The sequence below is a fragment of the uncultured Veillonella sp. genome, assembly GCF_938010505.1.
Lineage (GTDB): Bacteria > Bacillota > Negativicutes > Veillonellales > Veillonellaceae > Veillonella.
The window spans coordinates 1-22,643 of sequence record NZ_CALLVP010000042.1 but is presented as its reverse complement, the minus strand read 5'-3'; the positions used below and the strand labels follow the sequence as shown (position 1 = coordinate 22,643).

General features: G+C 36.3%; 17 protein-coding genes and 1 pseudogene. All 18 read right to left on the bottom strand.

The window, feature by feature from the left end; all coding sequences use genetic code 11:
- Positions 1-876 carry a glycine--tRNA ligase subunit alpha gene (gene glyQ, locus Q0507_RS02095; RefSeq protein ID WP_298711661.1) on the bottom strand — a complete coding sequence of 292 codons (876 nt, stop codon included), beginning with the start codon at positions 874-876 and terminating at the stop codon, positions 1-3.
- Positions 877-1,356: 480 nt separating this feature from the next.
- Positions 1,357-1,722: a hypothetical protein gene (locus Q0507_RS02090; protein ID WP_298711658.1), complete on the bottom strand. Its 366-nt coding sequence runs from the start codon at positions 1,720-1,722 to the stop codon at positions 1,357-1,359.
- Positions 1,710-8,381, bottom strand: a complete 6,672-nt coding sequence (locus Q0507_RS02085) for a hemagglutinin repeat-containing protein (RefSeq protein ID WP_298711656.1) — start codon at positions 8,379-8,381, stop codon at positions 1,710-1,712. The genes Q0507_RS02090 and Q0507_RS02085 overlap by 13 nt, the downstream gene beginning before the upstream one ends.
- A gap of 31 nt (positions 8,382-8,412) precedes the next feature.
- Positions 8,413-10,278, bottom strand: coding sequence for a ShlB/FhaC/HecB family hemolysin secretion/activation protein (locus tag Q0507_RS02080; protein ID WP_298711653.1), 1,866 nt, complete (start codon positions 10,276-10,278; stop codon positions 8,413-8,415).
- 133 nt (positions 10,279-10,411) lie between these two features.
- A complete protein-coding gene (locus Q0507_RS02075) occupies positions 10,412-11,731 on the bottom strand; it encodes an amidohydrolase (RefSeq protein WP_298711650.1) in 1,320 nt (439 codons plus the stop codon).
- Between the two features lie 132 nt (positions 11,732-11,863).
- A complete protein-coding gene (locus Q0507_RS02070; protein ID WP_004695934.1) occupies positions 11,864-12,325 on the bottom strand; it encodes a hypothetical protein in 462 nt (153 codons plus the stop codon).
- Positions 12,318-13,121 (bottom strand): DUF3100 domain-containing protein, encoded by an 804-nt coding sequence (locus Q0507_RS02065; RefSeq protein WP_012864410.1) that lies wholly within the window; start codon positions 13,119-13,121, stop codon positions 12,318-12,320. The genes Q0507_RS02070 and Q0507_RS02065 overlap by 8 nt, the downstream gene beginning before the upstream one ends.
- A 96-nt stretch (positions 13,122-13,217) precedes the next feature.
- Complete coding sequence (locus Q0507_RS02060) at positions 13,218-13,739, bottom strand: hypothetical protein (RefSeq protein WP_298711647.1); 522 nt, start codon at positions 13,737-13,739, stop codon at positions 13,218-13,220.
- 64 nt (positions 13,740-13,803) lie between these two features.
- The gene (locus tag Q0507_RS02055) at positions 13,804-14,508 is read right to left on the bottom strand and encodes a DNA repair protein RecO (protein ID WP_298711644.1); all 705 of its coding nucleotides are present in this window, start codon (positions 14,506-14,508) and stop codon (positions 13,804-13,806) included.
- Positions 14,495-15,826, bottom strand: coding sequence for a hemolysin family protein (locus Q0507_RS02050; RefSeq protein ID WP_298711641.1), 1,332 nt, complete (start codon positions 15,824-15,826; stop codon positions 14,495-14,497). The genes Q0507_RS02055 and Q0507_RS02050 overlap by 14 nt, the downstream gene beginning before the upstream one ends.
- Before the next feature lie 55 nt (positions 15,827-15,881).
- On the bottom strand, positions 15,882-16,781 hold the full coding sequence (gene era / locus Q0507_RS02045) for a GTPase Era (RefSeq protein WP_298711638.1): 900 nt from the start codon (positions 16,779-16,781) through the stop codon (positions 15,882-15,884).
- A complete protein-coding gene (gene ybeY, locus Q0507_RS02040; RefSeq protein WP_012864418.1) occupies positions 16,774-17,250 on the bottom strand; it encodes an rRNA maturation RNase YbeY in 477 nt (158 codons plus the stop codon). The genes era and ybeY overlap by 8 nt, the downstream gene beginning before the upstream one ends.
- A gap of 2 nt (positions 17,251-17,252) precedes the next feature.
- Positions 17,253-18,263, bottom strand: coding sequence for a PhoH family protein (locus Q0507_RS02035; protein ID WP_298711634.1), 1,011 nt, complete (start codon positions 18,261-18,263; stop codon positions 17,253-17,255).
- A gap of 8 nt (positions 18,264-18,271) precedes the next feature.
- On the bottom strand, positions 18,272-19,237 hold the full coding sequence (locus Q0507_RS02030) for a TIGR01212 family radical SAM protein (RefSeq protein WP_298711631.1): 966 nt from the start codon (positions 19,235-19,237) through the stop codon (positions 18,272-18,274).
- 86 nt (positions 19,238-19,323) lie between these two features.
- Positions 19,324-21,165: a B12-binding domain-containing radical SAM protein gene (locus Q0507_RS02025; RefSeq protein WP_298711628.1), complete on the bottom strand. Its 1,842-nt coding sequence runs from the start codon at positions 21,163-21,165 to the stop codon at positions 19,324-19,326.
- A 283-nt stretch (positions 21,166-21,448) separates the two neighbouring features.
- Entirely contained in the window at positions 21,449-21,613 is a 165-nt protein-coding gene (locus Q0507_RS02020; RefSeq protein ID WP_298711625.1) for a hypothetical protein, read from the bottom strand.
- A 123-nt stretch (positions 21,614-21,736) separates the two neighbouring features.
- Positions 21,737-22,309, bottom strand: a complete 573-nt coding sequence (locus Q0507_RS02015) for a hypothetical protein (RefSeq protein ID WP_298711621.1) — start codon at positions 22,307-22,309, stop codon at positions 21,737-21,739.
- Positions 22,306-22,643 (bottom strand): annotated as a pseudogene (locus tag Q0507_RS02010) (hypothetical protein); the annotation flags it as partial. The gene Q0507_RS02015 and the pseudogene Q0507_RS02010, both read right to left, overlap by 4 nt.

Genomic DNA, 22,643 nt, shown 5'->3' with positions numbered 1-22,643 from the left:
TTATTTATCTCCTTTCAAAAGTGGGAAACCTAATTCTTCGCGTTTAGCAAGGTATTGTTGTGCACAAATACGAGCTAATGCACGTACGCGGCCGATGAAAGCAGTACGTTCACTGATGGAAATAGCACCACGGGAATCAAGCAAGTTGAATGTGTGGGAACATTTCAATACATAGTCGTAAGCTGGTAATACATAGCCCGCTTCGCAAACGCGTTCTGCTTCTGCTTCATACATGTCAAACAATTTGAAAAGCATATCTGTATCTGCTAATTCAAAGTTATATACGGATTGTTCTACTTCATTGGCATGCCATACATCACCGTATGTAACGTTTTCATTCCATTTAAGATCGTAAACGTTTTCTACGCCTTGAATGTACATAGCTAAACGTTCTAAACCGTATGTAATTTCTACAGATACTGGTTTACAGTCGATGGAACCAACTTGTTGGAAATATGTAAACTGAGTTACTTCCATACCGTCGAGCCATACTTCCCAACCAAGTCCCCAAGCGCCTAATGTTGGAGATTCCCAGTTATCCTCTACGAAACGAATGTCGTGATCTTCAGCGTGAATGCCTAATGCAGCCAAAGATTGTAAGTACAATTCTTGGATATTATCTGGAGATGGTTTCACGATAACTTGGAATTGATGATGTTGGAACAAACGGTTAGGGTTATCACCATAACGACCGTCTGCTGGACGACGAGAAGGCTCTACATAACATACAGACCATGGTTCAGGACCAATAGCATGTAAGAATGTAGCAGGATTCATTGTACCTGCACCCTTTTCGATATCATATGGATTTTGAACGATACAACCTTGATCGCTCCAGAATTTTTGTAGATTTAAAATTATCTCTTGAAATGTCATTGCTGCCTCCACTTTACACAACCGACATAAAATCAACCATTTCGTTACAAACAAAAAAGTCCCTGTAACGAAAAACGTTACAGGGACGAGTATACCCGCGGTTCCACCCTATTTGGCTTGCGCCCTCTTTTTTCTATGTTGGCCTTTACTAACAGATACCTGCGTTCCTGCCAATGCTCTACAGCGCCTTCAACCAAATGTGAGCTTACACCATCCTCACTCGCTAGAGAGGTTTACTACTCTGCTTCATCGCATATGTTATACACAATATTGTAGCAATACAGAGGGATGAATGTCAAACTATTCTTTTATACACGTAAAGCTAGTTTCAACACAATAAAAATATTGAGAAGCAAATAAAAGAAATTATGTAAAAATCATAGTGTATTTCGATACCAGTAATAAAATCATAAGACATTCCTTATATAATGGAAGTTATTGAAAATATTGGAAATGCATAAAAATAATTTTTCGTAATATTTACTTCAATAATTCCCAGAATAGAAATACTATTCCAATAAGACTAAAACATACAATTATAATGATAGACAAAGATTTATTTATATCAAAATATATTTTAGATATTCCTTCCAATCTTCCTTTCTTATATCGATAATAAAATATATATTCACCAGCCAAAATAAGGAGTAATGTGCATAAAGTATTAATTTTTTCAATACCATTAATATGCTCATACATAGAATAAAGATTTATTCCTCCCCATATATTACTAAATAAAAAAACTATTATAAATTTTTTGAGATTATTATGTTGATTTTTAATTAACATATAGTTAAACAGCAGTAAACCAATTAATAAAAGTTCCATATCTTTTATTTCTTCCATTCATTTTCAATATCTTTAATTTTATTTTTAATTTCTTCATTAGTAATATTAATAGTTGGTGAAATTGTTTGATTAACTATCAACCCACCAGAAATAGCAAATAAAACTCCTTGAGCCATACTTAAATTATTAGGATATGGATTCATAACTTGCTTTCCTGCGTATGCAGTAGCTAATGCATTTGCAGTACTAAAGCTTAATCTTGCTTTTAGTGCTTCACTTCCAAAATCACTAACCCCTGCTAAATATTTGCCTGGAAAACTCTCAAATCGTGAGTTGTTATCAAAAAACTTAGGTGCAACTTGGCCAAAAGTGACTGCAGTTCCACCATATTCAAGACCTTTATAATCTGTCATATAACTTACAGTATCAGCCATTATACCAATACCTGTATCCGGCTTATTAATAACCTCTATTACTGATTCCTTTTTTTGTTCTAAACTTTGCTTACGAATAATAGAGTCAGTTTCAGCAGTACGATAAATAACATATCCACCAGCATACCAAGCTTTATGATCTGGATTATAAACTGCAGTAGCACCTGACATTAAATTCCTATTTCCTTGGTATTCTCCTGTAAATACTGGTTCTGAGCTATTACTATAAACTCTATAAATTTTACCTGTAGATTCTTCTGGCCATTCATCTATAACTCTTGGTGTTTCTTCAACTACTGCAGGATTATTTACACTAGGATTATCCCATGAGGAACTTGTATTTGTTAGCAAATGTGCTGAACCTACATGCACTTTTCCTAAAGGCTCATCAATATTAACATATGAACCATCTGGGTAAACAAATACTTCTTGGCCGTCAGATTGATAACCTTCTGCAGGATTTTGTTTAACAACAGTTGTTAAAGTACCATTGCGAACCACTGATGGAGATACTATATAATCACCAGTGTTAGTTCTTTTATACACATTACCATAAAGATCGATAATATAATAATAATCCCAAAATTCGAGTTCTTTATTTTCTTTCATTACACCATATGCATTATTTTTTGTTGCATTTTGTGCTTCAGTCGCACCAGTAATTGGAGATTTACCAAGCCCATGATTTACTAGGGCCCCTAAACTTGCACTTAGCCATTGTGCTACAGCAGGATTAGATTTAGCAATTTTTTGAATTTCACCAATCAAGGCTTCATTTGTTGCACCAGCATAGAAGCCACTACCTGTAGGGTTTCCAGCTATACGTGCAGATGTTTCAGCAACTACTGCATGCGCTAATGCCTTTGCAGCTTTTCCTTCTTTTGTTTTAGGCTCCCAATAATGAAGTTGCTCAAATGCATCTTTTGCAAATAATCGTGCTAATTCTTGCCGTTCTTCAACCTTTTTCTTATCAAAAATAGTATCAAGTTTATTTAGACTATTTTTAGTATCTTTGGAAATCTTATTAATATCAATATTAGAGGATTCTGTTATTATTGTACCATTAACAATAACAGATTTTGTAGTACTTTCAGCTGATTTTTCTGAATCCGGCAATAATTTTGGCAACAAACCTAAAGAGTTATACACAGCATCTTTACCTGCTTGACTTAAATTTTTAAATCCAGATACAGATGTATAACTTAAGCCTGTATTACTAGATTTATATTCAGCTTTATTTTTAATATCTTTAACTGTTAAGGAATTCGTTGATATTTTATTTTTGTCTACTGTTGCTTTACTATCAATAACAGCACCTTCTAATGTAGTATTTCCTTTAGTTGTGATATTAAATCCTTCAGCACCTGCATATAGTCCAGCTTGCTCAGTAACACTAGCATAATCACTAGTCATTTTACCTTTTGAATATTCTGCAGATACGCCACCTAATTTTGTACCATTTGTAGATATGCTAAATCCTACATTTTTCTTTTCGCCTCTATAGGTTTCACTATCTTGCAAGCTTTTAATTGTTAAATTCCCACCTATTTTAGATTGAATGGAGTCACCATATACTTTTGATCCCACAATAGCAGTATCAGCTCCAGAGTTTGTTATTACTTTATTACCTTGAACAACCGTCCCTAAATGAGTTCTTTTAACTGTAGTACCATTTTCATTTGCTTTATTATAATTAGCATCAATACCTAGTAAGCCACCACCATTTACACTAAGGTTAGCTCCAATTGACCACCCCTTACTATCATATTTATCAGTTATAGTAGTTGTATTTGTTCCAGCTTGTAGAGAGAGATTTCTACTCGCATCCAATTCAACAGATTCTCCTCGAATGGTTTCACCAATAGCCAGTATATCTCCTGAATCAATCGTAGTTGGTTTTGTAACTAATTTAATTCCATTATCAGATAATATATGCCCTCCTGCATACTTACTACTATCTAATCTTGATTCGCTTCTACTTTTACTAGAGCCAACACTTACATGAATATTAGCTAATCCATCTTTTTTTGCCCGTTTATTTTCTTTGAATTGCTTTTGATCCCCATTTATGTCATTTAAGTCATTATAACCTTTTGCTTTTTCATAACTTGCTTCTTTAGCTAATCTTTTTCTTTCTTTTTCTAATGCCTTTCTAGTTTTATCGGTTAATTTATTATTTTGTAGAAGACTATCAATTTCTTTTACTTTTTGTTCTTTAAGTATTCCAGACACTATTGATTTTTGTGCTTCATCTCGTACAAAATCAGGAGTAAAGTTTTTATACTCTTGAATCTTGCTATAACCTTTTTTAAGTTCCTTACCAGCTTCAAGAGATTCTAAAGTTCCTAAGCGTTTATCATCACGACTATTAGCCTTACGTTGTAATCCACGTGCAGTAGTCAGCGCTGAAGCAATAGATCCACCTAAGCTAACAGTTAAACCGGATTGTTTCTCCTCATGTACCTGTTTTGAAGCTATAGTATCATGTTTACCATCAAGGGTTATATCTGAAGCACTAACTACAATATCATTTTTACCAATTATATCAGTACTAGTGAGATCTGCCTTATTATTAGCATCAATACTAATCTTTCTATTAGCAGAACCAATTAATGTATTTACATTTATTCTAGAATTTTCATCTAATGTATCAGTCACTTTTTTACTACCAATAGTAAATCCTATACCAGCGCCCATTAGTCCAGACTTTTTACTATATTGATATACATCATCACGTTGAGTTTCTTCACCCGAATCCGTATGCACATCATTACCTGCTGATACTGATACATCTTTTGTTCCTAAAATATTAGAACCTGTTACCGAAACGTTACGATTAGCTTTCACATTAATCGTATCGCCACCAATTGTAGAAGATAATACACCTGTATGTTCGTGATCTGTACGTATGATATTAGTGGTGCGAGATAGTAAACTTTTTTCTTTGTATTTTAGACCATATTCATCACGGCTATAGCTTTTCCCATTAGTGATAGTAACATCATTTCCAGCTTCAACTGATGTTAAGCCATGTTCACTATTAACAATACCATTACGGATATTTACATTATTTCCCGCTCGTAAAGTAACATTGCTATCACTTAAAATAGCAGTACCTAATTCTGTACGGCGGTCAGTACGATTATAATTATCACTAATAACAGTCATATCCTTTTTAGCAGATAATGCTTCTGTTGTTAAGTTAATATTCTGACCAGCCTCAATCGTTGCTTTAGAATTTTCTCCAGTATGAACAATAGCACCTTTAAGGTTAACATCTCGTTTGGCAGATAAAACTAAATCACCATCTTTTGCTACACCAATAGTACCTTGTCGACCAACAATATCGTGATGTTGTAATCTATCTACATGAGCACCTACATTAATATCACGACCAGCATTAATAGTAACCTGTTTATCCCCATGAATATTACCTGTATTTTTTACATCTTGTGATGCTTTAATAGTCACTTTACGTCCATCTATACGGCCTGTATTTTGTACATCATTAGCTCCTAATACAATTGTATTCGCAGTCATAATGCCTTGATTTAGAATATCTGCATTAGTATTACTAACAATGGCTTTACCACTTATGATTCCACCCATTGCATCAACAGATTTTGCAGGTTGTTTCGCTAAATATACCTTAGGATACAAAACTTGTTGAGCTTTTCCATCTACTACAACCGTTTTAGTTTCTAACCACACCATATCAGTCGTTATAGCTTCCATTTGTTTTTTAGATAAAGATATCCCTGGAGCTAATTTAAACGCTTTACCAAAAGCTATACCGGCCTCTAATAGCGCTTTATATTCAGCCTCATTATCTGTATACCCTTCTAAATATTGTTTGCCTGTAGCGGATACAATTTGCTCATTAATAAGTTGCTGTTCATAGAATCCATCACCTAAGCGTTTGAATCTTCTTTCAGGATTATTTACCAAGGCATCAATAATAAATTGAGAGGATAAAAAATTCTTTCGATTAGTAAAAGCAGGGTCAGTCTCTATCAAAGCATTAGCCGTAATATCAGGATGAATTTGATATAGTGCCTCTGTTGGTAACGATAAACCATCTATAGTTTGACTTACTTTACCTTTGCCCCCACCCAGACCATAGGGATCTAAACTATCATTAACCTTTTTAATAGTTGCGTTAGATACTCTATCTTCAGCGTTCTCTTTTAGAGTACCAATTGGTTTTACATTTTCTTCAGTAATCGACGGTGTCATAAAGACTTCAGGGCCCCAAACACGTATACGTTTACTTCTATAACCGTGACGTTTCCTTTTCTTTTCTGTTCTACTTTCTTGAGTAGTGCCAGTAATAAAAGTCTTATCACTAATCATATCTGATATGTTTTGTATCGAGCCATTTGTCTTAAAAGTTCCTCCTGAAATCACTCTGCTATTATCATTATAAAGTATACCACTAGTTATTAAATCACCACCACTACTAATGATACCTGGGTCATCATTAGTAACCTTTTTGTGAGTTTGTTCGGCTTCACTTCTAATGATTGTAAACTGATTTATTCGATTCTCATTCTTATTCATTTCCTTATTATAGGCTTCATCTTCAGGCGTTTTAACTGGTTTGATATGTGCTACACCATAACCACTTGAATCATCAGCATATGGGAACTCAGACTTATCAAATACCTGTCCTTCTAATTTATGATGTGGATGAGTAACTTTAATTTTATCTGGATTTTTAGTAATCCCATCTGAAACACGCTTTACACCTAATGCAACATTTTTATTATTTACTACAGGTGTATCTAATTCAATAGACTTAACGGATTTAATAGTCGCTCCCGTATTATTTATACCTTGTTTAGCTGTAAGGTCCATAGTTCCACCACTATAAATGAGACCTTTACCAGTATTATCTATTGTATCTGAAGTTATATTAACGTGATTACGACCCGCAATTACACCAGACTTATGAGAATTTAGTTCTGCCTTAATAGCAGTAACCTTCTCTTGTACATCATCATACGCTTTTGTTAAATCTTTAATCCGTTGACGATGTGCCTCTAACTCAGGCTTGGTCTTATATTTAGATATATCAGCATTCCATTCGGCATCAAGTTCATTCTTTGCCTTTTCTAGCTCTTTACCAGCTTTATGATAGCGTTGTTTTATTTCACTATTAGTATGATTTGTAACTATATTAGCTTTAATAGCTACTGTATCACCATAAATACGTCCACCTTCATGATTATCTACGGATTTAGCTTTTATGGCCGTAGTATTTCCAGAGTTAATAAGACCACTATTATTTAGTGTTTCTTGGCTATTTACAGTCGTAGATACATCACCTTGAACCACACCACTATTGTGAATGGCAATACTTTGACCCGCTAACGTAGTGTTGCCATTACTCGTAACACCACCATCAACTATGATTTTGCCATCACTAGTAATACTAGATGCTTGTGTAGAGCTGACTACACCTTTAACATTTACACCAAGACCAGTATTGGTACCTTTCATGGTAATAGAATTAGCATACATACCACCAATAGCAGAGACATCTAAACCAACATTGCTAGAATCACCAATCTTTTGAGTGTCTAATGTATTAGCATCTACTCTATTCTTGCCAGTACGTGTTTCAATTGTGTTAGCCCACACTCCGGCATTTACATTGGTTGCTTCTGTTAAAATTTGTAACGAGTTAGCCTCTTTGGCATTAAGACCGTTTCTATTAATAGCAACGGCTCCTCGCTCTACCCGATATGAGTTTAGATTTCCCGCTGAATCATATTCAGGTTTACCTGTAGTTAATACTGCTCGATCTGTATTGATAAATCCACCACCATCTACAGTAATGCCATTAGGATTTGCTATAACTACTGAAGCTTTACGACCTGCTACCTCAATAAACCCGTTCATATTAGTTGGATTGTGTGAAGTAACCTCGTTAACAATGACATTGGCAGAACCACGCATCATATTAGCATTACCAGGTACATAACCACCAAGCTTAGTATTAGACATTTGGTAAGAGTTATTAAGAATTACACCATTTTGTGGTACATTAAAGTTAGTATAATCATTTCTAGATACTCCACCAGCACTAGGGCCTACGACATTTACTAATGTGACACCATTAGCAGCTTGTCCAATCATGGCTTGTCTTTCATGTGGCGCATTTCGATCTACCTCTATAGGATTTTCTGCATATACAAACGATACGACTAAAGGATCAACAATCATTAACCCCATAGTAAGCCATACTGCAATTTTATATTGTAATCGTTTTTGTTTCATATTTACTCTCTCAATTAATACGTATACTATATTAGAACCGCACACCTGCTTGGAAACCTGCGGTTACAGAATCAGTTTTGTAACCACTTGGTTTATATAAAGGAACCCCAACAAATACATCATAGAATAATCCAGATTTAAATTGTCCTCTTATACCAAGACTAGTACCAGCAATAAATTTTCCTGTTAATACCTCTGTACTTGGACCATATACGGCGCCAAAATCAATATTAGCATAAATACTTGATTTCCATTTAGGGATGTAACTAGCAACCTCATTACGCATATACCAACCACTTTCAGCCATTAGTGTATTTTCACCATCAAATCCTTGTACAGTATATCGATTCCCAAGACTAATCATATCTCTAGAGAATAAACGTTTATCCCCTAATGTCCATTGTCCATGGAAAGATGTAGTAATACTTGCTGGTCTATGTCCCCATATACGTGGAATTTGATAATCCACATCTACTAAAAGTTGTGTAAATCGAGTACTAGGCGCTCCATTACCATATTCTGGTTGCGAACCAAACCAACCAACCCCTTGTTTAATAGCCACTCTAGAGTATAACGTGTTTTGCTTAATATATCTCCGTTCTGATATACCTACTTCTAAAGAAGCTGTATTAGCACGTTGTACAGCAATTTCTACATCATTAATATAGTTTTTAGCATTACGCTTGCTGATAATAATATCCCAACTACGTTTAGTCGTTCGATCTCGATGAAATACATGATTCCACGAACCTCTTACAGTTTTGGCATGACTAGAACTAATAAATGGAGTAGCCATAGAATTAATCGTTTGATGATATTTCATATCACTATAGGAAATACTAAAGGTATCCTTTCCTCTAGGTATTGAATAAGAAATAGTATGGTTTCGACTACCTTTTCGTTCACCATCTTGAGCAGCATCTCGATTAATACTTAAATTTAATGAATCATTAGCATTAAATACCCTATCAACTCCAATTGTAGCCGTCCACTGTAGTTTACCAGTATCTTTTAATCCAGAATCATCTATGGATATCATTCCATGAATTGCTGGTTTTTTAGTAGTTTCAAGTACAATATTCGTAGCTAACGGTTTTGTTCCTGGCTCAAGCTCAACAGACACATTTTGAGAGCCAATTCGCTTCATTTGCTCGATACCCTGTTCTATATTTCGAATATTAAGGATATCCCCTTCACGAATAGGAAATGCATTTTGCCATGGCAATGGTTGTGCATACGTTTTATATAAGACAGACTCTACGCGACCGAGTTGTAAATTAAATTGTAGATTACCTGAAGCTAATGATTGGGATGGAATGCCAATCCGAGACGTGACGTATCCATGTTCTATAAGTGCAGTATTTAAGTTAGTAGATAATCTATTTACATCTTCAACTGTAAGTTTACGATTTACAAATGGTTTAATTGTTTTACGTAGAAACGTAAACTCGTTAGGCACATCTAATTGTATCTTCTTTTTTTGTGCTTCATAATATAATGGACCTTTAATTAATCGTACACTTGCTGCAGAACTATTATCCACAAATGTCGTCTGATCCATAGTAGTATTTATCATATTACTATATGTTAATTCTGCAGACTGACTAATAGGTTCTTCAACAAAACGGATATGAGATACAAAAAAAGATGGCTCTACATGTGCTGGCTGTTGTGCCGGTACTGTATAACCATCTTGTGATGTTAAAGAACCAGATGAAAAATCTATTCCACCTGTTTGTACTGTAATTCGTCCCTCTCCAAGCCGCGCCTCTCTCGCTAGTTGTTGTTCTCTCGCTCTATCTAGTTGTTCTTGAGTATCAATAGGTTTAGCACCCCAAATATGTATTGGTACCATACACACTAAACTTAGACAGAATAATAATTCTCTCTTTTTCATATTTCTCCTTTTGTAATAAAATGTAAACCTGCTTTATATTTTATTATGTTTTTATTTTGATAGTCAATAGAGAGTTTAAACTGTAAAACCACCTATCAAAGATAATCAATTTATCTTCAATAGGTGGTTTATTTTATTCACCCTTAGCAATACGGTCTAAGAGTTCAATATAGCTTTGTTTGTTTAATGCTGGTGTAAAATTCTCTAATACATCTTTAGCACCTGCTGCGTCATCGTATAGTAAGTCTACGATTGTCATAGCCAATGCTTGTGCTGTTTTGATGTATGCTACATCAGGTACAGAGATTTCATATTCTGCGCTGTGTAGTACACCACTAATGCATCCTACCCATGGATGGATTACCGGCATCAAGTGAGATACGTCCCCCATGTCTGTACTAGCTGTAATATGTGGGCCTTGATATACATTGGCTTCACCAAAGATAGGATTTGAATTTTCTCGCAATAGAGCATTCATACGTTCATCATTACGCATCGGTAAATAACCAGGGAGGTCCTTGATAACACATGTGGCCCCTACTGCATCACCACCTGCCTTTAGGGCACGATTTACACGATGATTGCCATCTACAATAGCTTCAATATTAGAGGCGCGCACGTAACTTTCAACCTGAACATAATCAGGCACACAGTTTACCAATGTACCACCTTGATTAATAATTGGGTGGAATCTGAAATAGTCGCTTTCTTTGAAAGTTTCACGAATGGAGTTAACCCCCATTACGCCCATCAAAGCAGCATTAAGAGCATTGATACCTTCGTGAGGCGCCGCCGCTGCATGAGCTGTCTTGCCATGGTATTCAATCAATTTAGCTACAAAGCCATTAGATGTACTACCTAAGCCCATTTCACCAGCCGGTGTCTTTGCAGTTTCCACATGCATTTGCATGGCCATGTCGATATCGTCAAAAGCACCTTCGTAAATAAGCTGTTGTTTACCGCCCATATATTTAATCTTACCTTGCTCACGCAATTTATTGCGGTAATCAACTTCGATCATTTCTTCGGCTGGAACAGCAAATAGAACTACATCGCCAGCAAGTTCATCCATAACAGATTGCAAGCCCATTGCTACAGCAAACATATTCGTAATTTGAATATTGTGACCACAGCAATGTGCTGCCCCCGTTAAATCATCAGCACGAGGATGGCGCGGACAAAGAATGGCATCTAGTTCACCAATCATGGCAACTGTATATTTGCTGTCACGACCTTTCATACGACCTTTTACACCTGTCAGTGCATGACCAGTAGTATAAGATATGCCAAGTTCATCAAACATATCTTGAACCTTTTTAGAGGTTTTTACCTCTTTAAAACCCAATTCTGGTTCAGCCATAATAGATTCTGCTAGTTCTCGTAAACGCGGTTGTGCATCAACAATAGCTTTACAAACACGTTGTTTTGCTTCTTCCTTTGTTATACGGCTCATACTATCTCCTTTATAAAATCGACCGTATAAAATACGGTCGATCATGTCATCATGATGTATAGATATCTTCTAAAATATAAATCTATAATTATATCTTAACATAATTTAGACATCTAACATTATGATTTAGTATTAAATTAAACCTTCTAAATGAAGTACTAATTGGGCTAATGCTGTTGCACAGATGAAAGTACCTGCTGTTACAGCTAGTGCAACAGGAATAATGCGCCAAGATAAGCGACGGAATGCACCAAGATCTTTACCTAAGGATAAACCAGCATAAGCAAGTACAGGTGTTGTTGTTGCAAGGAATGTAACTTGACTAGTTTTAGCAATAATCCATTCTTGGCCAGGCATACCTGGTAATGATGCAATAACACCAACTAAAGATACCCAGAATACCATAGGTAATTTATTAGCATATGGCAAGTTAGAGATTAAAGCACCAATTGTAGCAAGAACTGCCAAGATAGCTACGCCAACTAAACTATCGCTAAATAGATGTTTACCATCCATTACGTTACCTACTGCAGTGATGATAGCAGCGATACAAATAACGATGACAAATTGTGTTAATTTTTCACTTTTACTCATGATGTGCTGCCTCCTCTGCTAAATCTTGTTCACGGGTACGGCCTGTAAAGAAGTTGTATGTTTTCTCCATAACTGGTAACGAAACAAATAGGCCAAAGTATACGCCTAGAACGGTAGTCAACAAGTTTGCAGCCCCAGCAAGAGCCATAATTTGTTGTTCATAATCTGGATATACTGCAATGATTGGAGCTGTAGCTGCCGCCATCATACTAGCACTACCTACGCCAGCGCCCATAGCTAATGCCAATGGATGAAACCAACCAGATTGTGCCAACATGCCAGCCAATACGGAGGACCACATAGCACCGATAAGAACGCCACAGATGTACATGCCCATAACGCCACGGCCCTCAGGAGAGCTAAAGCCAAATTTGTCGATAATAATTGCTACGTTCGGCTCACGGTCTACGGAGTAACAAGCACCTACTGCTTCTCGACGCATACCAACTAATAATGCTACCGGTAAACCGAATACAATAGTACCAAAGAAATGACCAAGCTCTTGTAATAACAATGCCCAACCCGCGCTTGTAAGAATACCAAGATTTGGACCAATACCTAAGCCTACTTTTACCATCAAAATCATAACGGCGATACCGATATAATCAGCGGATTTTTCCATTTGTTTAATGGTAAGGATTTTAAACTTAGGAATAGAAATTAATAAACCTAGAATCAATGTGTACAATAATGGCAATAATACAACGGGACCTAGTTTTTTTATGCCTATAAATTCAGCGACTACGGTTAGTACGAGCGCTAGAAAATGTATTTTGAGATTTCCCAAAAGCTGCATAATGACCTCCTATAAAAACATATAATATAACATTGTTATATTATAAATAATTGTTATAAAAAGTGTCAATTACAGATGTACATTTGTCTATTAGAATTATTTTTTTCCAATAATATAAAGACCCTTTTCAGCGTCAATTTCCTTAATAATAATATTTTCTATCATTGACGGTTTCACTTTATGAAACCTTTTTTCTTCTTCATCATAATAAATGGCCCATTTAGACATAGATGCCAAAATAATGTCACTATCATAATCCTTTCCCCTCCAAATGGCATCATCTCTAAAATAACTTAGTCCATCTTTTACTAATTCTGTTTCTAAACAAAATTCCCCAGCTAAGCTAACATGATTATCTAATAAAAGATCTCTAACAATGATAGCTTCATATTCCCAACTTAAGAAACATAAATAGTCAAAGTATCTGAGTGCCATTTTGGGATCCCAACGATTGTTTAAAACCATCGTTTGAAATAACTTATTTATTACCCCATAATCAGCAGATATATAATAGTCATTAATTAAAAGAAAATTATATATCTGTTGAATTTCTTGTAAATCTAAAGTTTTATCTTCATTTATTTTGTCTATAGGCAACGAAGAGAATATTATATCCATTTAGTACCTCATAAATATTTCAACAAAAGGCAGTTTGATTTCTCAAACTGCCTTTTTACTATCACTAAATTATAGAGTTTAAAAACTTAACGCTTTGTAATGGTTTACCTATTTCTTGCTCGCAATATGCAAATAATAGCTTTTCTAGTTCCTTCCATATTGTTTTCGGAAGTTCTAAAGGCGTATCTTCACCCCACTGATAAGCTAGAATCTGAGGTAATGCGGCTTTTACAGAGGGCGAAATAGTAAGACTTGTTGATTCTCTCACCTGCATCCAAAATGGATCGATTCCATCTTGATGGCTAAAAGCATTAGCACTAGGTACAACCCCTGCGAGAGATAATAATTGCCATCCAAGCATTATCGTTCCCAATTGCACATTGCGGCGTCGAATTTGCTTGGAGTAATTTACTACCGTATCAAAGACTTTACGATCTACGTCATACATGGCAAATAATTCTTGAATGAGCTCACTCGCTACCGCTGCATAAGCAATATTATCGAGGTTTACATCTAAGGACTCTACCACATAAGAGCCATCAATTTGCGTAACATTTACATATTCCCCATCAGGTACGACTGTAATATACATGGCACTAAATGGACGTAAATAAGAACTGTTGCGCATCGTTATCATTCGCTTATGTGGAATCGATGCTCGAATGAGACCTAAGCCAGGAGTAATAAAGGTAAATACGGAATATAACTTATATTTTTTTCGACTTATGACGATGGCAGGTGTATTAAAACCACCATTAAGCTTCTTCATTTTCTTCTTCCGTTGGCTCCTCTACTGGTATAGGTGTTACTTTAATGCGAGAAATACGATAACCTTGCATTTGCGTAACTTCAAAGGTATAACCATGAGCATCCACCGTATCACCTACGATTGGTGTACGTTCTAATAAACCAAAGACATAGCCCCCAATCGTATCAGAGTCAGAATTATCAATTTCAATATTCATAATCTCTTCTACTTCGTCTACGAGGACCTTGCCATCAAACTCGAAGGAACCATCTGCATAGGACATCGTAGCCGGCAAATGCGGCTCATGCTCGTCTTGTATATCCCCAACCAACTCTTCGATAATATCCTCTAAGCCTACGAGACCAACCATGCCACCATATTCATCTACTACAACGGCTAGATAAATACGGCGCCTTCTCATATATTGCAACAAGGTAGATAATTTCATTACTTCAGGAACAGTAAGGATATCTCGTTTAATATTGCGCAAATCTTTACGGGCTTGATTAGGGCGTTCCATTAAATCTTTAATATGAACAAGGCCAATAATGTGATCCTTATCCTCTACACAGAGTGGATAACGTGTATGTACTTTAGAGCGAATAACCTTCATCGCTTCATCGTAACCGTCCTCAACGAATACGCAATCTACGTCTTGACGAGGGACCATAACCTCTTTAGCCATGCGATCTACAAAGTTAAAAACATTATCGATTAACTCAGACTCTACTTGGTCAAGTTGCCCTTCCTCGTGACTTCGAGAAATCATCATACGAATTTCTTCTTCAGAGTACACAAGGTCTAGCTCCGTTAAATATTTTGTTTTGTAAAAGCCTAGAATAACATTGGAGATTTTACTAGCAATCCAAATAAAAGGATATACCAAGCGACCGGCAGCCACCACAATACGGCTATAGGTATTCACGTATTTCGTAGGGAAGGATAAGCCCAATGCTTTAGGTACAATTTCGCCGAAGATTAAGACGATTAAACTAATTAATAGCAATAAAATAACATCTAGTACCAAATGCATCCAGGTACTATGAATATTAAGAACCGCCACTAATCGATCAACGATATTATCAAATACAAAGGTACCAGTGCCTGCAAGAGCCAAGATAAAGAATAAAATCAAAAACTGCGTAGTATTTAGAAAATACTCAGGATTTTGATAGAGCTTTAATAAAAACTCTCTATCCTTTTCTAAAAGGATATCCATATCCTCCACATGTTCTTTACGAAGGCGGGCAAAGGAGAACTTTGCAACCACAAAAAAGTTAATTAGAAAAATACATAACAGACCAAACCCAACGGGTATTAGGCCATCTACACTATCCATCTTTATTCCTTTCATATGATTATGGAAATACTTATTATCTTTTTATTATATCAAATTATTTTCTATAACCAAGTTCAGATAACATACCAGATTTATTTCGCCAATCTTTTTTAACTTTAACCCAAAGGTCTAAATAAACCTTTGTAGCCAAGAGTTTTTGAATATCTGCACGCGCTTCAGCACCAAGTTGCTTTAACAAAGCACCTTTTTTACCAATAACAATACCCTTTTGAGAGTCTCTTTCACAGTAAATTGTAGCGCGGATATAGGTAGTACCATCATCACGTGTTTTCATTTCATCTACATCTACGGCGATAGCATGAGGAATCTCATCCCGTGTAGCCAACAAAATTTTTTCACGAACGATATCGGAAATAATAAGGCGTTCCGGTTGATCCGTAATCATATCTTCTGGGAAATATTGTGGACCTTCTGGCAGTGTTTCTTCTAGAACCTTAAGAATTTCAGACAAGTTCTCTTTATCTTTTGCAGAAATAGGAATTACACCTGCAAATGGATATGCATCTTGATAAGAAACAATTGCTTCTAAAAGCTCTTCTTTTTTAAGTGTATCAATTTTGTTGACCACTAAAAATACGGGAACTTTTACTCGTTTTAATTGTTCAATAATGAAGTTATCCCCAGGGCCACGTTTTTCATTGCCTGCTACAACAAATAAAACAGCTTCCGTTTCTTTTAAAGACTCGATAGCAGCATCTACCATGAATTCGCCTAACTTATGTTTTGGCTTATGAACGCCTGGTGTATCCATAAATACGATTTGTTTGGATTCATCCGTATATACGCAGATGATACGGTTGCGAGTCGTTTGAGCCTTATCGGATACGATAGCAATCTTATCACCAATTAAAGCATTAATTAAGGTAGATTTACCAACATTTGGGCGACCTACAACGGCTACAAAGCCTGATTTAAAATGTTCCTTGTTATTCATTATATGGTGCATCCTCCCGCACATAACCGAGATTACCTAGGATAAATTCTTCCTCTGTGCGCATCTCTTTTTTTTCTTCGTCGTTCATATGGTCATAGCCTAAGATATGTAAACAGCTATGAGTCGTCAAGTATGCTAACTCACGCTCAAAACTATGTCCATATTCGATAGCCTGCTCACGAGTTCTCTCCAAGGATATAATCATATCCCCTAGTAAATGATGTTCCTCTTCACTACCTTCGTAATCGTCCCCCTCATTAAGAGCAAAGGACAATACATCTGTAGGTCTATCGATACCGCGATATTCTTTATTAAGTTCATGAATCTTTGCATTATCACACAGCAAAATACTCATTTCATCTTCTTCGAGACCATATACGCGACTCACTTCGTCACAAACCTTACGGATAATGGCCTCTATATTAGAATCCTCTTCAATTCCTTCATCATAGCTAATATGTATGTACATAGTTACCCTTTCGCTACATTCTCTGTAGGTGCTTCAGTCGTTGTAGTTTCACCCACTAATTTACGCTCATGGTACGCATCGTATGCTTTTACAATGCGACCTACTAAGTCATGACGAACTACGTCTTGATCGCTAAAGTACACCATATTTATACCCGGCACATGACGCAATACCTTTTCAGCCTCACCAAGGCCTGATACTATGCGTGCTGGTAAATCGATTTGCGTTTTATCACCATTTACAACCATTTTAGAATTATTACCCAAACGGGTTAAGAACATTTTCATCTGTTCTGCCGTCGTATTTTGAGCCTCATCAAGAATGACAAAGGCATTTTCCAATGTGCGTCCACGCATATATGCCAAAGGTGCGACCTCAATTGTCCCTCGTTCCATAAAACGTTGTACTTGCTCGATTCCAAACATTTCATGTAATGCATCATAGAGAGGTCTCAAATACGGGTCTACCTTGTCTTGTAATTCACCCGGTAAGAAGCCTAATCGTTCACCAGCCTCTACGGCAGGTCGAGTCAAAATGATTTTATCCACATTACGGTTTTTTAAATAGAATGCAGCTAAAGCTACCGCCAAGAACGTTTTCCCTGTACCAGCAGGACCAATACCAAAAGTAATGGTATTTTTACGAATGCTGTCTACATAGTATTTTTGGCCTTCCGTTTTAGGCGTAATATTTTTGCCGCGCATATTAACAGATAAGGTATCTTCAAACATATTATGTACAGCATCAGCCTTACCATTAGCCACGAGTTTAGCCGCAATGCGCACCTGAGACTCAGTAATCGTACTGCCTTCTCGATAGAGAAATACTAATTCTTCAAGAGTACGATAGAAGGCATTAACTTGATTCTCATCACCCTTGATAACTACCGTATCACCTCGAGCTACTACATCGGCGGAGATGACTTCAAGCATCATATGTAAATATCGATTATGTTGACCTAGTATGGATTGTGCTAGGTCATATGTAGGAAATGTAAATATTTGTTCGCGCATACAACCTCCTAATCTATAAATTTACGAACTGCTTTACCATTTAAGTAATCACATAGATCACCTTGATGTGCATCCAGCTCGTCTAGCTTATCATCAATTAAATCTTGTACGCGCCACCAACCCATGGACCAATTTGTAAAAAGCGTATTATCTTCAGGCGCTCTACCTACAAGGCGCTGCAATACAATGTCAGGGTGTAAATGACGTACAAAATTAACAACCCGGTCAGCATATTCTTCAGCACTGATTAAGGTGAACTGACCTTCTTGATACCACTTGGCCATCAATGTATTTTTAACGATATACAACGCATGTAATTTAACTTGATCTACACCAAGGGCTGACAAAATGCGAGCCCCTTCAATAGTATCCTTCATGGTATCCCATGGTAAATTAACTATCATATGAGTTGTTATGTTAAATCCATAGCACTTAATCCGTAATACGGCATCAATAAACTGGGCTAAATCATGACCGCGATTAATTTTTTCTAATGTCTCATAGTTAACCGTTTGAAGACCTAACTCAATATAGATATCCTTTTGAAATCGATTTCTAATATCCGCCAATATTTCTAAGTATTCATCGGCAATACAATCGGGTCTCGTTGCAATAGCAATGCCCACGGCTTCATCAATGCAGCCTTGCTCCATATAGCTTTTAAAATCATCTAGGCTCAAATAGGTATTACTGAAGTTCTGATAGTAAGGAATAAATTTTTTAGCCTTATACTTAGGGCCTATGTGAGCAATGTTTTCCTCTAATTGCATGCGTACCGTCATCCACGCAGGACGGTTTTCGTAGCCCGCCCCAATTTCACCACAAAAGGTACAGCCTCCAACACCAGCTGAACCATCTCGGTTTGGACAAGTCAATGGTAATGCTACAGGCAATTTATAAACCTTTTCCCCATAGGTTTCTTTATAATATTTAGATACCATGCGGTATCGTTTTGGTCTCGTTGTATCGGTCATAACACTCCTATTAAACTAACCAATCATCGCTTATTAGTCTACAATTCTTAACTATATATGCCTTAACATTATATAACTAATTGTAACTAGCAAGCCTCTACTTCAGGACGTATAAAGGGTTTAACCTCTTTATTTACGTCGATTACAACTGTAAAAGGTACATTTGGTACATTCTCTATACCTAACACTTTAGCCGTGTCCTTAGACATAGGCATTTCTACATATTGTTGACGAATTTTGCGCCACTCTTTAAATGTATAGTTAGGAATATACTGAGATGCAATCTCTTCATTGCGCCAGAATGCTTCCCCTTCTTGTAAAAGTTCTTTTGTCTGCTTCGGTAAACCAACGGCTTCACTCCGAACCTTACCGCGATAACTAACGAGTGTATCATATTGTAATAATTCGGCAGCCACTGTATCACCTTTAGCTAAGAAGAAATTGTACAAAAACTCAATTTGATCAATATCTTTTAAATTAATCTTATGATTACCCGCATCGAGCCAAGCCTGTGTCATGTCACAGAAATAGGAAAAGGCATCTTTTTTTATCTCCACTTTAGATGGATCGTACTTTTTCATAGGTGGTACATGATTAGTAGTTAATCTATCCTCACCAGTTATAGATGTATCAGTATGTTCCTTTATGAGCTTACTACCAATATAACCGAATACTGTTCTAAATCGTTCGCTATTATAGAAGCGTTCAAAGACATCTTCAAAGTGTTTTAAAAAGCGTATGTCTCTATAAGGGAGCACGTGAGTGCTTAGTACTTCATATGGCGCTAAAGGATCACTAATATATTGATACTCATCCATGCGACGTACACCAGATCCTTTTAAAAGTTTCAAGAACCCTATTTGTAACGCATGAGGTTGTAAACTAAAAAGATCATTAAAGGATAAACCAAATCGCTGTTTATTCTCGTAAGGCAAACCTACGATTAAATCCATGTGTACATGAGTTCGACCTGCTTCAATGATAGGACGAATAGCCTTTTGAATGTACGGCCAATCATTGTATCGATTAATAGTATCTAAGGTTTTCTTATGCGTACTTTGAACCCCTACCTCGATTTGAATACGACCTGGAGGTGTTTCACAGAGAATATTTGTTTCCCATTCCGTCATTAGTTCTGGCTCCATTTCTAGATGGAAATTCATCTCTGAATCAGCATCGCGCATAAATTCCATCAATGGACGATGATGCTTCGGTGCACAGTTGAAGGTTCTATCAACAAATTTAACTTGTTTTACCTTATGATCGATAAACCACTGTAGTTCTTTGAGTGTTCTTTCTTGCGGGAAAAAACGAACTGTATTCTTATTCCCAGATAAGCAGTACTGACAAGAGAATGGACACCCCCGAGAGGATTCATAGTAGATGATTTTATGTTCTAAATCGACCATATCCTCTTCTACGTAAGGGAATGGTATGGTACTCAAATCTTTTACCTCCACCGTATCAGTAGAGCCCAAGAGTTGGCCAGAAATATGGCGACCACGTACTCCAGGGATCTCGTCTTCTAAACCATCCTTTCCATCTATTAGTGCACTAATAAGTTGATAAAAAGCTTCTTCCCCTTCACCTTGTACAACATAGTCAACAGCAGTACAACGATTTAAAATTTCATCTGCTGTAAAAGATACCTCTGGACCACCTAAGATGATTTTAATATCTGGTCGAACAGCTTTTACCATGTCCACAACATGTAAAGTCATCTCGATATTCCAGATATAGCAAGCAAAGCCCAATACATCAATATTGCGCTCTGTAATATCGCTAAGAATATGTAAAACAGGCATATTAATAGTATATTCTACTATATCGTATGCCTGTCCGTGAGCCTGCCCATAAGCTTTGAGATAACGCAAAGCCAGAGAAGAATGTATAAATTTTGAATTTAATGTGGATAAAACTACGTTCATAGGTCCCCTTTAAATCATCGAATGGCTCAGCCACCGTCTAGTCATAATATATGTATTTTATCATATATTTTTAGTATTTTCATATATTTAGTTAAATTCCAGTAATAATCATTGTGGCCATGTTTTTACATAAAATAATTATATGCAAAAATCATCAATAATAACATATAAATTTTGACGTTTATTTGACGTCAAAAAAATAAGGAGTACCGATTGGGTACCCCTTTTGTTGTAATTTACTATTCAATGTTATGTTTAGTGGTAAAATTTGCGATTTTTACTTCTAATCTAATTCAGTTAGACGAAATAATTTGCCATTCCGAAATACCATTTCACATCGATGGTTATTTTCATCAACTAGCGTCGCTTCAAATAAACCTTCTTCCGGTACTTGAATATCCTCAGCGAAATTGTAAATCTTATTATTAAATTCATAGGTCTTTGCCATAATATTATCCTTTCTTAGTTTTTAAATTGTTATTTTTTGAAACTTATTCATAATAAGTTTTAAAATTAATACATTTACAGACTAACTGTAAGTCCAACCTCTTACACTAGGTAGATATGTAGATCACCATTCCTTTACTGTATATAGAACACTACCACCTTCAAAATGCTGTCCGTCAAAGTGTGCTAATACTTCAACTTTGCCTGCTTGATAGCCAATAGTCTCATAGGCTTTACTATCTAATACCGTTACACCAGCTTTAATCTTATGAGCCTTGTTTAGGTTGATTTTATAAACGTCCACCTTTTGTTTATCCGTATTAGCAACTACTGCGGTTCTATCCGCCTTTTCCGTTGCTGCTTTAGGTAATGCCGGGTCCTCATGTTTGATAGCCCGTTGCGTTTGTTTGGCCGCCTGTTCTACCGTAGGGGCCTGTACATAATATGTGGTTACCGGTTGAGCAGTTTCCATCTTGGAAACAACTTGTTGTGCTTCATCTTTAGTAATATGAATTGCATTAGCCAGTTTTACAGGATCTTTTATTTGCTCCTGTTTTAATAACACAGGCTTTTTAACTTGATGTGAATTATATATAGATACCCCTACAATAGCTAAAATAATTAAAATTAGCCCCCCTATGAGAATTTTATGTCGTTTTAGGTAACATAATACCTTAAAAGTCCAAAGGCTCATCATAGACCCCTTTCTTGCATTTCTTGCGAGAACATTTCTAATGCTTGTGCTTTTTCTGCATCGAATCGTTCAACAAGATTTTCACGCAACCAACTAGGATTACCTTCATAGTTCCATGGATGCAACTTTCGTTGTTCATATGCACCATTAATTAAATCCCAGTCAAACTTAATGTCGTTTACATAAGATAAGTTCCAATCAGGCTCCCAACCCGGAACATATTGCATTGCCTCTTTAAAAAGATTAACAACTTCACCGGGACCATATTGAACGGCCGCAGAAAATACAACATCACGCAATGCTCGGCTATGTTTATTTACATCAAATAATTGATTGG

Excerpts from the sequence above, each read along its gene's own strand:
- glyQ (WP_298711661.1), bottom strand. The coding sequence starts at position 876 with ATGACATTTCAAGAGATAATTTTAAATCTACAAAAATTCTGGAGCGAT.
- Q0507_RS02090 (WP_298711658.1), bottom strand. The coding sequence starts at position 1,722 with ATGGAAGAAATAAAAGATATGGAACTTTTATTAATTGGTTTACTGCTG.
- Q0507_RS02085 (WP_298711656.1), bottom strand. The coding sequence starts at position 8,381 with ATGAAACAAAAACGATTACAATATAAAATTGCAGTATGGCTTACTATG.
- Q0507_RS02080 (WP_298711653.1), bottom strand. The coding sequence starts at position 10,278 with ATGAAAAAGAGAGAATTATTATTCTGTCTAAGTTTAGTGTGTATGGTA.
- Q0507_RS02075 (WP_298711650.1), bottom strand. The coding sequence starts at position 11,731 with ATGAGCCGTATAACAAAGGAAGAAGCAAAACAACGTGTTTGTAAAGCT.
- Q0507_RS02070 (WP_004695934.1), bottom strand. The coding sequence starts at position 12,325 with ATGAGTAAAAGTGAAAAATTAACACAATTTGTCATCGTTATTTGTATC.
- Q0507_RS02065 (WP_012864410.1), bottom strand. The coding sequence starts at position 13,121 with ATGCAGCTTTTGGGAAATCTCAAAATACATTTTCTAGCGCTCGTACTA.
- Q0507_RS02060 (WP_298711647.1), bottom strand. The coding sequence starts at position 13,739 with ATGGATATAATATTCTCTTCGTTGCCTATAGACAAAATAAATGAAGAT.
- Q0507_RS02055 (WP_298711644.1), bottom strand. The coding sequence starts at position 14,508 with ATGAAGAAGCTTAATGGTGGTTTTAATACACCTGCCATCGTCATAAGT.
- Q0507_RS02050 (WP_298711641.1), bottom strand. The coding sequence starts at position 15,826 with ATGGATAGTGTAGATGGCCTAATACCCGTTGGGTTTGGTCTGTTATGT.
- era (WP_298711638.1), bottom strand. The coding sequence starts at position 16,781 with ATGAATAACAAGGAACATTTTAAATCAGGCTTTGTAGCCGTTGTAGGT.
- ybeY (WP_012864418.1), bottom strand. The coding sequence starts at position 17,250 with ATGTACATACATATTAGCTATGATGAAGGAATTGAAGAGGATTCTAAT.
- Q0507_RS02035 (WP_298711634.1), bottom strand. The coding sequence starts at position 18,263 with ATGCGCGAACAAATATTTACATTTCCTACATATGACCTAGCACAATCC.
- Q0507_RS02030 (WP_298711631.1), bottom strand. The coding sequence starts at position 19,237 with ATGACCGATACAACGAGACCAAAACGATACCGCATGGTATCTAAATAT.
- Q0507_RS02025 (WP_298711628.1), bottom strand. The coding sequence starts at position 21,165 with ATGAACGTAGTTTTATCCACATTAAATTCAAAATTTATACATTCTTCT.
- Q0507_RS02020 (WP_298711625.1), bottom strand. The coding sequence starts at position 21,613 with ATGGCAAAGACCTATGAATTTAATAATAAGATTTACAATTTCGCTGAG.
- Q0507_RS02015 (WP_298711621.1), bottom strand. The coding sequence starts at position 22,309 with ATGATGAGCCTTTGGACTTTTAAGGTATTATGTTACCTAAAACGACAT.